Source organism: Streptomyces sp. NPDC002044 (genome assembly GCF_040296725.1).
Taxonomy (GTDB): domain Bacteria; phylum Actinomycetota; class Actinomycetes; order Streptomycetales; family Streptomycetaceae; genus Streptomyces; species Streptomyces antarcticus.
Map to the genome: position 1 here is coordinate 21,400 of NZ_JBEOXU010000009.1, position 12,161 is coordinate 33,560.

The following is a 12,161-nucleotide window of genomic DNA, read 5'->3' on the forward strand; positions in this document are numbered from 1 at the left end:
TTGCCGCCGGGGGGTAACCATCCGGTCACGTACCGGACCCAGAAAGTGCTCGCACGCCCCTCGTGGCGGTGATGTGCCGTACGCCACACTGAGGTGCGGTGCCCCCGTCCTCGGAGCCCTGGAGGCCGCCCCCGTGCAGACCCAGCCCTTGACCGTGAACGTGAGCGAGTCCTCGGAGGCCGATGAGGCCGAGGCAGAGGCCGACGTCGTGGACGAAGCGGCGGACGAGGTCGCGGACGAAGCGCAGAACGAGGCGGCCGAAGCGGACGAGACGGACGAGGAGCCCGGTGTACCGGAGCCGCACGAGCCGGTGCCGGCACCGCGCAGGCGCAGCGGCGCAGGCGACGCCAACAGCGGCGCGGGCCCGTCCGCCGACCTGTTCCGGCAGTACCTGCGCGAGATAGGCAGGATCCCGCTCCTCACCGCCGCCGAAGAGGTCGACCTCGCCCGGCGCGTGGAAGCCGGACTGTTCGCCGAGGAGAAGCTGGGCAGCACCCCGGACCTCGACTCCCGGCTCGCCCTCGATCTCGACAAGCTCGTCGTCATGGGCCGGATGGCCAAGCGCCGTCTCATCGAGTCGAACCTGCGGCTCGTCGTCTCCGTCGCGAAGCGGTACGTGGGCCGCGGCCTCACCATGCTCGACCTCGTCCAGGAGGGGAACCTCGGACTCATCCGGGCCGTCGAGAAGTTCGACTACGCCCGCGGCTACAAGTTCTCCACCTACGCCACCTGGTGGATCCGGCAGGCGATGTCCCGGGCCCTCGCCGACCAGGCCCGGACCATCCGCGTGCCGGTCCACGTCGTGGAGCTGATCAACCGGGTCGTCCGCGTCCAGCGCCGCATGCTCCAGGAACGCGGGTACGAGCCCACCGCCGAAGAGGTCGCCACCCACCTGGAACTGACCCCCGAACGGGTCATGGAGGTGCTGCGCCTCGCGCAGGAGCCGATCTCCCTGCACTCCCCGGTGGGCGAGGAGGACGATGTCGCCCTCGGCGACCTCATCGAGGACGGCGACGCCGCCTCACCCGTGGAGTCCGCCGCGTTCTTCCTGCTGCGCGAACACCTCGAAGCGGTGCTCTCCACCCTGGGTGAGCGCGAACGCAAGGTCGTCCAGCTGCGGTACGGGCTCGCCGACGGCCGCCCCCGCACGCTGGAGGAGATCGGGCGGATCTTCGGCGTGACGCGCGAGCGGATCCGTCAGATCGAGTCCAAGACCCTCAACAAGCTGCGCGACCACGCCTTCGCCGACCAGCTCCGGGGCTACCTGGACTGATCCGCGACCGGCCCGCTCCCGCCCCCGCTCCCGTGGCGGGTGGGCCGGCTGGCCGGCCGCGGGGACCGGCCGCCCCCCGTCGGCCGCCCCGCCCGTCGGTGTCCGCCCCTCGATGCCCGCCCCTCGATGCCCGCTAGTCGACCTCCGCGACCGCCTGCGCGAACTGCGCCGCGTACAGCCGCGCGTAGGCGCCGTCCGAGGCGAGCAGCTCCTCGTGCGTGCCCTGTTCCACGATCGATCCGCTCTCCATCACCAGGATCACGTCCGCGTCGCGGATCGTGGACAGCCGGTGCGCGATCACGAAGGACGTACGGCCGTGCGCGAGCCGCGACATCGCCTTCTGGATCAGCACCTCGGTCCGGGTGTCCACCGAGCTCGTCGCCTCGTCGAGCACCAGGATCACCGGGTCCGACAGGAACGCCCGGGCGATGGTGATCAGCTGCTTCTCGCCCGCGCTGACGCCCGCGCCCTCGTCGTCCAGCACCGTGTCGTAGCCGTCCGGCAGGGTGCGGATGAAGCGGTCCGCGTGGGCCGCCTTCGCCGCGTCCTCGATCTCGCCGCGCGTGACCTCGCGCGAGGCGCCGTACGCGATATTGTCCGCGATGGTGCCGCCGAACAGCCAGGTGTCCTGGAGCACCATGCCGATGCCCCCGCGCAGTTCCTCGCGGGTCATCTTCGCTATGTCCACGCCGTCGAGCGCGATCTCGCCGCCCGTGACCTCGTAGAACCGCATCAGCAGATTGACCAGCGTGGTCTTGCCGGCGCCCGTCGGGCCGACGATCGCGACCGTGTGGCCCGGCTCGACCGTCAGCGAGAGGTTCTCGATCAGCGGCTTGTCCGGCTCGTAGCGGAAGGCCACCTTGTCGAGCGTGACCTGCCCGCGCAGCCGCTCCGGCCGCTCCGGCACCACCGCGTCGGCCTCCTGCTCCGGCGCGTCGAGCAGCTCGTACACCCGCTCCGCCGAGGCGACGCCCGACTGCACCAGGTTCGCCATCGAGGCGACCTGCGTCAGCGGCATCGAGAACTGGCGCGAGTACTGGATGAAGGCCTGCACGTCACCGATCGACAGGGTGCCCGAAGCCACCCGCAGACCGCCGACGACGGCGATCAGCACGTAGTTGATGTTCGAGATGAAGAACATCACCGGCTGCATGATCCCGCTGACCAGCTGCGCCTTGAAGGTGGCCCGGTACAGCTCCTCGTTCTGCTCGGCGAACAGCGCCGCCGACTCCTTCTGCCGGCCGAAGACCTTGACCAGCGTGTGGCCCGAGTACATCTCCTCGACGTGGGCGTTGAGCGTGCCCGTGGTCTTCCACTGCGCCACGAACTGCGGCTGCGACCTCTTGCCGATCTTCGCCGCGACGAAAATCGACACCGGTACGGTCCCCAGCGCGACCAGCGCCAGCAGCGGCGAGATCCAGAACATCATCGCGAGCACGCCCACGATGGTCAGCAGCGAGTTGAGCAGCTGCCCCATCGTCTGCTGGAGCGTCTGCCCGATGTTGTCGATGTCGTTCGTCGCACGGCTGAGCACCTCACCGCGCTTCTGCTGGTCGAAGTACGACAGCGGCAGCCGCGACAGCTTCGCCTGCAGCTCCTCGCGCATCCGGTACACGGTGCCGTTCATGACGTGGTTCGACAGCCGCGTCGCGACCAGCATCAGCAGCCCGGCCAGGGTGAACACCACCAGCGCCCAGATCGCCACGACCCCGACGGCACCGAAGTCGATGCCCTGCCCGGGGGTGAAGGCGGTGCCGGACAGCATGTCGGCCATGCCGCCTTCCCCGTCGGCGCGCATCCGCTCCAGGGCCTGTTCCTTGGTGATCCCGGACGGCATCCGCCGCCCCACGATCCCCGCGAACACCAGGTCGGTGGCGTCGCCGAGTATCTTCGGCCCGACGACCGCGCAGCCGACGCTGCCGACGACCGCGCCGACCATGCCCCACAGTTTGGCCCGGTCCTGCGCGAGCTGGCCCAGCAGGCGCCGGCCCGAGCCCTTGAAGTCCATGGACCGCTGGGCCGGTCCCATCATCATCCGTCCTCCGGGCCCGCTCATGCGGCCTCCGCCTCCGTCAGCTGGGAGAGCACGATCTCCCGGTAGGTCTCATTGCCGGCCATCAGTTCGTGGTGCCGCCCCTCGCCCACCACCTGGCCCTCGTCCAGGACGACGATCCGGTCCGCGTCGCGGATCGTGGAGACCCGCTGGGCGACGATGACCACGGTCGCGTCCTGCGTCTCGCGGGCGAGCGCCGCGCGCAGGGCCGCGTCCGTGGCGTAGTCGAGTGCCGAGAACGAGTCGTCGAAGAGGTAGATCTCCGGGCGCTGCACCAGGGTGCGGGCGATGGCCAGGCGCTGGCGCTGCCCGCCGGACACGTTGGTCCCGCCCTGGTTGACGGGAGCCTCCAGGCCGCCCTCCAGCTCGGACACGAAGTCCCTGGCCTGCGCCACCTCAAGGGCCTGCCACAGCTCCTCGTCGGTCGCGTCGGGGCGCCCGTAGCGCAGATTGGAGGCGACGGTTCCGGAGAACAGGTACGGCTTCTGCGGGACCATGCCGACCGTCTTGGCCAGCAGTTCCGGATCGAGCCGTCGTACGTCCTCCCCGTCGACGAGCACCTCGCCGCCGGTCGCGTCGAAGAGCCGCGGGACCAGGCCCAGCAGGGTGGACTTGCCGCTGCCGGTGGAGCCGATCACCGCGGTGATCTCGCCGGGGCGGGCCACCAGGTCCACCCCGCGCAGCACGGGCACCTCGGCGCCCGGGTAGCGGAAGTCGGCGCCGCGCAGTTCGAGCTGTCCGTGCCGGGCGAGTGCGCGTACCGGGTCCACGGGCGGGACGACGCTGGAGTCGGTGTCCAGGACCTCCTGGATGCGCTCGGCGCACACTTCGGCCCGGGGCACCATCATGAACATGAAGGTGGCCATCATCACGGACATGACGATCTGCATCAGGTAGGCGAGGAAGGCCGTCAGCTGGCCGATCTGCATGTCGCCGCTGTCGACGCGCATCGCGCCGAACCAGATGACGGCGACGCTGGAGATGTTCACGACCACGATGACGGTGGGGAACATCAGCGCCAGGAGCTTGCCGGCGGCGAGCGAAACGCCGGTCAGGTCCGCGTTGGCCTCCCGGAAGCGCTCCTTCTCGTAGTCGTCGCGGACGAAGGCGCGGATCACCCGGTTGCCGGTGATCTGCTCGCGCAGCACCCGGTTCACCGTGTCCAGGCGCTCCTGCATCTGCCGGAACAGCGGCCGCGTGCGGAAGACGATCGCGCCGACCGCCAGACCGAGCACGGGGACCACGGCGAGCAGGACCCCGGAGAGCTTCACGTCGAGGGAGAGCGCCATGGCGATGCCGCCGACGCACATGATCGGCGCCGAGACCATCAGCGTGAAGGTCATCAGCACCAGCATCTGGACCTGCTGGACGTCATTGGTCGTACGGGTGATCAGGGACGGGGCGCCGAACTGGCCGAGCTCCCGCGCGGAGAAGCTCTGCACCCGGTCGAAGATCGCGGCGCGGACGTCGCGGCCGAAGGCGGCCGCGGTACGGGCGCCGTAGTAGACGGCGCCGACGTTGCAGACGAGCTGGACGAGCGAGACGGCCAGCATCAGGGCGCCGAAGCGCAGGATGTAGCCGGTGTCCCCGTTGACGACACCGTTGTCGATGATGTCCGCGTTCAGGGTCGGCAGGTAGAGGCTCGCACTGGTCTGCAACAGCTGGAGCAGGACCAGCAGAGCGATGGGTTTCCGGTACGGCCCCAGATGGGTCCGCAGAAGTCGTATGAGCACGCGCAGGCTCCGGTCGGCAAGATCGAGGGGGTTCACCCCATCTTGAGCCAACCGGTGGCCCGATCCCCACCGGATTTCGCAAAGGCCGGTCAAAAGGAGTAGGCCGCCGTACGCCCCGCGCCTCGGGCCGGAACCCGCCGGCGCCGCCCGTCCACGCCGTCTCCGAACCCGTCCGCGCCGCCCGCCGGCGCCGCCCGTCCGCGCCTAGGCGAACGCGCCGGGGTGGATCTGATCCCGCGTCGCGATGTACTGCTGCCGCACCGCCTGCCAGGCCGGGAAGTCCTCGCCCGGCTCGAAGACCTGCGCGGACGGGGCGGGCCAGACCGGCGGGGTGTGCGGGGCCAGCGTGCCCCGCGCCGCGCCGAGCGCCCAGGCCGCCTGGCGGGCCGCGCCGAGCGCCGCGTAGTCGGCCGGGGCGGGGACCACGACCTGCGTCCCGAAGAGGCCCGGCGCGAACGCCTGCACGGCGGGCAGCTCGGCCGCCGCGCCGAGCAGGAACACCCGGCGGATCCCGACACCGCGCGAGCGCAGCACGTCGAGGGCGTCCACCAGCCCGCACAGCATGCCCTCGAAGGAGGCCCTGGCCAGGTGCTCCGCCTTCATCGAGTCCCGGCGGAGCCCGGACAGGGTCCCGGCGGTGTGCGGCAGGTTCGGCGTCCGCTCTCCCTCCAGGTACGGCAGGAGTACGAGGCCGTGCGCGCCCGGCGTCGACTTCAGCGCGAGCGCGGAGAGCCCCGCCAGGTCGGTGCCCAGCAGCTCCGCCGTACCGCGCAGGGCCCGTACCGCGTTGGAGGTGTTCACCACCGGCAGGTGCAGGCCGCTGGCGTCGGCCAGGGAAGTGATCAGACCGCCCGGCTCCGCCAGCGCCTCGCGGTGCACGGCCATCACCGAGCCGGAGGCGCCCAGGGAGACCACGGCGTCGCCGGGGGCGAGGCCGAGGCCGAGTGCGGCGGCCATCGTCTCGCCGGTGCCGGCGGAGATCAGCAGCCCCTCCGGCGTCGTCCCGGCGGCATCGGCCGGCCCGAGCACCTCGGGCAGCAGCGCCTGGTGTCCGAGCGCCAGGTCGACCAGGTCGGGGCGCCAGGAACCGGTGGCCGCCGACCAGTAGCCGGTCCCGGAGGCGCCGCCCCGGTCGGTGGTCCGCCGGGCCGGCCGGCCCAGCAGCTGCCAGACCAGCCAGTCGTGCGGGGACATCAGTACGGCGATCCGGCGGGCCGCGTCGGGATCGGTGCGGGCCAGCCAGGCCAGCTTGGCTATCGGCTGCGCGGAGTGCGGGACCGCGCCCACCGCCTCGGACCAGGCCTGCCGGCCGCCGAGCGAGTCGATGAGGTCGGCGGCGGCCACCTGGCCGCGCTTGTCGTTGCCGACCAGCGCGGAGCGTACGAGACCGCCCTGCGCGTCCAGGGGCAGCAGACCGTGCTGCTGCGCGGAGACCCCTATGGCCTGCACGCCTTCGAGGAGCCCGCCGCCGGCGGCCTCGCCGAGCGAGAGGAGCCAGGCCTGCGGATCGGTCTCGTGGGGGTTCGCGCCGTCGGGTTCCCCCGTGGGCTGTGGGTGGGGTGCGTACCCCTGGCGCAGTACGGCGCCCGTATCGGCGTCGCAGACGACGATACGAGTGAAGGTGGAAGAGCTGTCCAGCCCGGCGACTATCCCCATGCGGAGGATTCTGCCGCACGCGCGGCCGGACTCCACCGCCGCGGACCCCGCGAAGGGCCCGGGAAGGCCCCGGGAAGGCCCCGGGAGGCCCCGGGAGGCCCCGGGAGGCCCCGGGAGGCCCCGGGAAGATCCGCGAAGACCACGCGAAAGACCCCGCGGAGGCCCGGCGGGCTGCCGCGGGGTCCGCGACGGGGTCAGGTGTTGCTGGTGCCCCAGTCGTCCTCGGCGCCGCCGCCGACCCGGTCGCGCAGGCCGCGCACCCGCTCGGCCAGGCCCTCCGGGACGGCGTCGCCGACCTTCTGGCTCACCGCCGCGAAGGCTTTTCCGGCGAACTCGCGGCCGTTGTGCCCCGCGGTCTCGGCGGCGTTGCGCACCACCGGGTGCTGGGCGACTTCCCGCGCGGACTTCCTCAGCTGCTCGTACCGCTCGCGCCCGGCCCTCGTCCCGAGTACGTAGCCCAGGGCCAGTCCGACCACGAACGTGACCTTGTACCGCATGCCTGCCACCCTTCGTCGTGGGGAGCCCGGCCCGCTGGCGATACCGATTGGCGGAGCACCCCCCTGCTTGCGCTAATCTATGTCTCGCAACGGACGGTCGCCCCCCGGCAAGGCCGGAGGTGGGCTGTTCGATGCACCGCAGCAATCCCCTGTAGCTCAATTGGCAGAGCAGCCGACTGTTAATCGGCAGGTTACTGGTTCGAGTCCAGTCGGGGGAGCGCGGTCCCCTGTAGCTCAATTGGCAGAGCATTCGGCTGTTAACCGGAGGGTTGCTGGTTCGAGTCCAGCCGGGGGAGCAAGGAAGAAGAGGGCCCCGGGTGGGGTCCTCTTCTTTTTTTGCCCTCTTCTGGAACCGGGCAGCCCTCAGCGCGGTCTCTCTGAACAGGCGAAGCCGATCATGCGACGCATCCGAGGCAGGAGATCGTATGAGCGGCTATGCTGCGGCAGACGGCGCGCACATGTGTACGCGCCACGCCGTGAAGGGGCGGTAGCTCAGCCGGTTAGAGCAGCGGACTCATAATCCGTCGGCCGTGGGTTCGAGTCCCACCCGCCCCACTGCGAGCCGCAGGTGAAGAAACGATCTCACCTGCGGCTTTGGCGTGTCCGGGGGCTTTCGTGCCATCAGGCGGCCGGGGTGGGGTGAACGGATCCCCTCCGAATCCCCCTCGGAGCCCCTCGCCTGGCTCCTCCACCCCTCACGCTGAGGGAGCGTCCGGTCCCTCGGGAAGCCGGGATGCGAACGTCCCGTGCCCTTGAGTCGCGACTGGTGGTGCCGCAGCTTGTCTCCGGGGGCCGCTAGCCCGGCGTCGATGATGAACATCAGGGATCCGGTTCGGCGGGCGCCAGTCGGGTCGGCGGGGGGCTTCTCGCCTCTCAGGAGCTGGCGTCGCAGGACGTCGTTCGGAGATTCGTGCCTGACTCCTTGCTGGCGTCAAGGGCGAGTCGGCGTATGGCCGAGGACCGTCCCGTAGTTCCTGCGGGGCGTATGACGACAGTTCCGACACCTCGCCGGGGTGTCGGAACCCCCGCGTGCGTCCAGTATGCGAACCCTCCTCCTTCTGTATTACGCCTTGCGGGCGGTGCGTGGGCAGCCCGGTGGCCGGTGCTGTGACCGGAAGGGTTCACCTCCTCGCGGCGCTAGAAGTTCTCCGTCTCGTCCGCCAAGTGCCGCAGTACGTCCGTCAGGTCCTGGCGGCGGGCGAAGGCCGCGCGTTGGCGGTGGGCGCCCGAGCCGTCGCGCAGGAGGCCCGCCAGGGTCTTCGCCGCGTGGTCCAGGTCGCCCACGGCCGCCAGTTCCGGGGCGACCAGGTCCAGCAGGGCCTCCGCGAGGTCGGCCGCCGGGAGTTCCGCGCCCGAGTAGGGATCGAGGCCGAACCCCTCCAGCCCGTCGTGGGCCGCCCGCCAGCGCGCCAGGCGCAGTACGTCGTCCCGCACCGCCGGTTCGGGGCGCCGCTCCGCGATCTCCCGCAGGGCCGTGGCGACCAGGGCCCGGGCCAGCTCGGCCTGGAGGATGGCCGCGTCGATGTCGGGGGACATGTCCGGCGCCCGGATCTCGAGGGTCGGCCAGTGCCCCGAGGGGCGGAGGTCCCAGTAGACCATCTTGGTGTCCAGGGCCGCCCCGGAGTCCAGGAGCGTCCGCACCGAGCGCCGGAAGTGCGCGGTGGACGTGTAGTGCGGTGGCAGCCCCGCCGAGGGCCAGCCCGCCCAGGCCATCGCACGCCAGCTGGCGTGGCCGGTGTCGCGGCCGCCCCAGAACGGCGAGTTGGCGGCCAGCGCGATCAGCGTGGGCAGCCAGGGCCGGACCCGGTTGGACACGGCCACCGCCGTGTCCACGTCGAGCGTGCCGACGTGGACGTGACGGCCGCAGCTGACGAGGGTCTCGGTGAGCGAGCCGAAGCGGTGGTGCTGCTCGCGCTGGCGCGGCTCGTCGTCGGTCAGGCGCAGCGGCCCCTCCACGGCCAGGACCGGAGAGGGCGAGGCCAGCAGCCGGCAGCCGTGGGCGCGGGCCGCGCGGGCGAGGGTGCGGCGCAGGGCGGCGAGTTCCCCGCGCAGCGCGGCCGCCGAGTGGGCGATGGGGGTGGACAGCTCCACCTGGTAGCGGGTGCCCTCGGGGTGCAGCTCGCCGGGCAGCCCGCCGGCCGTGGCGAGGACGAGCTCGGCGGCGGGGACCAATCGGAACGTGCGGGCGTCGACGAGCAGGAACTCCTCCTCGACTCCGAGGGTGAGGGGGACGGCGGGCGGGCCGGCCGGGGGGACGGCGGGGCGCACCGTGTGGTGCGCGGCGCCGGTACGCGCGGTGCTGTCGCTCGTGGTGCTGTTGCCAGGTTCGATCACTGCGCCTCCCTGGACATACGAGTCTTTTCATCATGAGCCGAACACGAGGTGAGGAGCGCACGTCGATTCGGTCAAATGTCCGGTGATAGTGGCGTGTTAGCGGCAAGCATCCGTCGGCGCCGGGATTGCGGAGCCGAGTGGGGCGACTGTGACCGGTGTGTGAAGCGCGGGAAATCGCCTGGGGTGCGCGGCCGGGCGGTGGTTGCCATCCGCTGTGAACCGTACGACCGCACCCAAGCGCACCCGGCCCCGGATATTCGCCGACCTGACTCCCCTGCGCACCTCTCCGGACTACCGGCGGCTGTGGACCGGCAGCATGATCTCCTGGGTCGGGCAGGCGATGACCGCCCTCGCGATCTCGCTCCAGGTCTACGACATCACCGGCTCCAGCTTCTCCGTCGGGCTGGTCGGCCTCTTCTCGCTCGTCCCGCTCGTCGCCTTCGGCCTGTACGGCGGAGCCATCGCCGACACCCTCGACCGGCGCACTTTCGCGGGCGGGCGTCCGTCCTGGACGGCCTGCGCTTCCTCGGGACCCGGCCCAACATCCGGATGACCTTCTTCTCCGACCTGGCCGCGATGGTGCTCGCCCAGCCGAAGGCACTGTTCCCGGCCATCGCGGTCCTGTGGTTCGGCGGCGACGCCAAGACGGTCGGGCTGATGGTTGCGGCCCCCGCCCTGGGGGCGATCTCTTCCTCGCCCTGGCGGGGTGGGCCGACACCATCTCCATGGTGTTCCGCTCCACGATGATGCAGGCCGCGGCCCCGGACGAGATGCGGGGGCGGCTCCAGGGCGTGTTCATCGTGGTCGTCGCGGGCGGCCCCCGGCTCGGGGACTTCGTCGCCGGCTCCGTCGCCGACCTGACCTCGCCGACCGTGGCGATCACGGGCGGCGGGCTCGCGTGCGTCCTGGTGCTGGCCCTGCTCGCGCTGCGCTGGCGCGGCTTCGCCCGCTACGACGCCAGGTCACCGCAGGCGTAGCCGCCTGTGAAGGGAGCCCGGCGGGTTCGTTGCGATCGTGTTGCCGGGGCTGCGCACGGCGCGCAAGACGCTGCCCGGGGACTTCGACGACTGCCCCACGCTGGGCGCCCCGTCCAAGCTGCCGCAGAACCATCCGCTGGTGGACACCATCGAGGGCCTGGTCGTCTCCGGCTACGACGGGGCCGTCCGTTCAGCCGGTCCGGGGCGCGACCACGCCGCGTGCCACGCCCAGGGCCACCAGGTCCTGGGGGCGGATGCGGAGCTGGTCCGCGGTGGCGGGGGCGGCCTCCGGGGGCCGCTTGAGGATGGCCGCCGCCAGCTCGGGGGCGATCACCGAGAAGTAGCTGTCGGGGGTGACCCACGTACGGCCGGGCGCGGCCAGCGCGAGGGCGCCGCCCGAACCGCCCTCGCCGATCAGCAGGGTGGTGACGGGCACCGCGGCCGAGGCCAGTGCCGCGAAGACGTCCGCGATGGCGGGCCCGGCGCCCGCGTGCTCGGCGGCGGCGTCGTTGGCCGCGCCCGGGGTGTCCACCAGGGTGAGCACCGGGATGCCGAGCCGGTCCGCGAGGCGGATGACGCGGGCGGCCGTCCGGTAGCCGGCCGGGCGGGTGGCGGTCCCGCACTGGGCGGCGTACGCGACCGCGCGGCCCTCCCGCAGCCCGAAGCCGCACAGCATCCCGGGGTCGGTGCCGCCGGCCCGGTCACCGGAGAGCGGCAGGCGCAGCGCGAAGTACGCGTCCAGGTACGCCCCGGCGCGCGGCCGGTCCGGGTGACGGGCCTGGCGGACGGCGTCCCAGCCGGTCTCCGGCGGGGTCCCGTCGTGTACGCCGCCCAGCGCGGCCGGCGGCTCGACGGGCCCCCCGGGGCGGGGCGCGGTCAGCACGCGCAGCCAGTCGGCGAGGGTCCCGGGCAGCTCCGCCGGGGGCACGACGGCGTCGACGTGCCCGGCGGCGTACTGCCCCTCGGCCGTGTAGGCCGCCGGGTCCGCGTCCGCCGGCCGGACCCGGGAGCCCGCGAAGCCGACCTGCGCCCCCGGGAGCGCGAGGACCACGTCGGCCCCGGCCCCGAGGGTGGCCCAGCCGCCGCCGGTGGTCGGATCGCGCAGGACGGCCAGCTGGGGGAGCCCGGCGGCCCGGGTCAGAACGCACTGGCGGGCCACGCGCTGCAGTTGGGTCAGGGCGAGCATGCCCTCCTGCATGCGGGAGCCGCCGGTCGCGATCAGGGAGACCAGGGGCAGGCGGTGCGCGCGGGCGTGCGCGTAGGCGGCTTCGAGCCGGTCGCCGGTGCGCTGGCCCAGGGAGCCGCCGAGGAAGCCGAACTCGAAGGAGATCACGGCGGCTTCCACGCCCCCGAAGCGGGCGGCGCCGGTGACGACGGACTCCGCCTCGCCGGTCCGCCGCGCGGCGCGGGCACGGGAGTCGTCGTACCCGGTCCAGGCCAGCGGCCCGTCGGGCGTCGACTGCCCCGGGGGTGGGGGGAGTTCGGCGAAGCTGCCGGCGTCGGCGAGGGAGGCGATGGCCGCGCGGGCCGAGAGGCGGGTCGTCGTCACGGGGCCACCCTAGGCGGTGCCGGCAACGGCCCGCCCGGCCGGCGGGCACGGTGCCGGGCCGTCCCGGGCCGCCCGGCACGGCCCGGGAC

At 72.6% G+C, this 12,161-nt stretch carries 7 protein-coding genes, 3 tRNA genes and 1 pseudogene; 5 read left to right on the forward strand and 6 right to left on the reverse strand.

Annotation, left to right across the window (positions count from 1 at the left end; all coding sequences use genetic code 11):
* The first annotated feature begins 73 nt into the window (after positions 1–73).
* Positions 74–1,273: an RNA polymerase sigma factor gene (locus ABT106_RS04165; RefSeq protein WP_502979203.1), complete on the forward strand. Its 1,200-nt coding sequence runs from the start codon at positions 74–76 to the stop codon at positions 1,271–1,273.
* Between the two features lie 133 nt (positions 1,274–1,406).
* Here ABT106_RS04165 and ABT106_RS04170 read toward each other — a convergent pair whose 3' ends face one another.
* The 4 genes from ABT106_RS04170 to ABT106_RS04185 all read right to left on the reverse strand — a co-directional run bounded on the left by ABT106_RS04170 (position 1,407) and on the right by ABT106_RS04185 (position 7,212).
* Entirely contained in the window at positions 1,407–3,329 is a 1,923-nt protein-coding gene (locus ABT106_RS04170; protein ID WP_351272005.1) for an ABC transporter ATP-binding protein, read from the reverse strand.
* Entirely contained in the window at positions 3,326–5,059 is a 1,734-nt protein-coding gene (locus ABT106_RS04175; RefSeq protein WP_351272008.1) for an ABC transporter ATP-binding protein, read from the reverse strand. Before ABT106_RS04175 ends, ABT106_RS04170 begins: the two co-directional genes overlap by 4 nt.
* A gap of 204 nt (positions 5,060–5,263) precedes the next feature.
* The gene (locus ABT106_RS04180; RefSeq protein ID WP_351272011.1) at positions 5,264–6,715 is read right to left on the reverse strand and encodes an FGGY family carbohydrate kinase; all 1,452 of its coding nucleotides are present in this window, start codon (positions 6,713–6,715) and stop codon (positions 5,264–5,266) included.
* A gap of 194 nt (positions 6,716–6,909) precedes the next feature.
* Positions 6,910–7,212 carry a YtxH domain-containing protein gene (locus ABT106_RS04185; RefSeq protein ID WP_351272014.1) on the reverse strand — a complete coding sequence of 101 codons (303 nt, stop codon included), beginning with the start codon at positions 7,210–7,212 and terminating at the stop codon, positions 6,910–6,912.
* Between the two features lie 145 nt (positions 7,213–7,357).
* Between ABT106_RS04185 and ABT106_RS04190 the strand changes: the two genes are divergently transcribed.
* The 3 genes from ABT106_RS04190 to ABT106_RS04200 all read left to right on the forward strand — a co-directional run bounded on the left by ABT106_RS04190 (position 7,358) and on the right by ABT106_RS04200 (position 7,767).
* A tRNA-Asn gene (locus tag ABT106_RS04190) sits at positions 7,358–7,430 on the forward strand.
* A 5-nt stretch (positions 7,431–7,435) separates the two neighbouring features.
* Positions 7,436–7,508, forward strand: a tRNA-Asn gene (locus ABT106_RS04195).
* 185 nt (positions 7,509–7,693) lie between these two features.
* Positions 7,694–7,767, forward strand: a tRNA-Ile gene (locus ABT106_RS04200).
* 582 nt (positions 7,768–8,349) lie between these two features.
* Here the strand turns inward: ABT106_RS04200 and ABT106_RS04205 are convergent.
* Complete coding sequence (locus ABT106_RS04205) at positions 8,350–9,546, reverse strand: carboxylate-amine ligase (RefSeq protein ID WP_351272017.1); 1,197 nt, start codon at positions 9,544–9,546, stop codon at positions 8,350–8,352.
* A gap of 214 nt (positions 9,547–9,760) precedes the next feature.
* On the opposite strand from ABT106_RS04205, the pseudogene ABT106_RS04210 reads away from it, so the two are divergent.
* A pseudogene (locus tag ABT106_RS04210) lies at positions 9,761–10,523 on the forward strand (MFS transporter).
* Between the two features lie 190 nt (positions 10,524–10,713).
* On the opposite strand, the gene ABT106_RS04215 reads toward ABT106_RS04210, so the two are convergent.
* On the reverse strand, positions 10,714–12,072 hold the full coding sequence (locus ABT106_RS04215; RefSeq protein ID WP_351272020.1) for a carboxyl transferase domain-containing protein: 1,359 nt from the start codon (positions 12,070–12,072) through the stop codon (positions 10,714–10,716).
* Between the last annotated feature and the right edge of the window lie 89 nt (positions 12,073–12,161).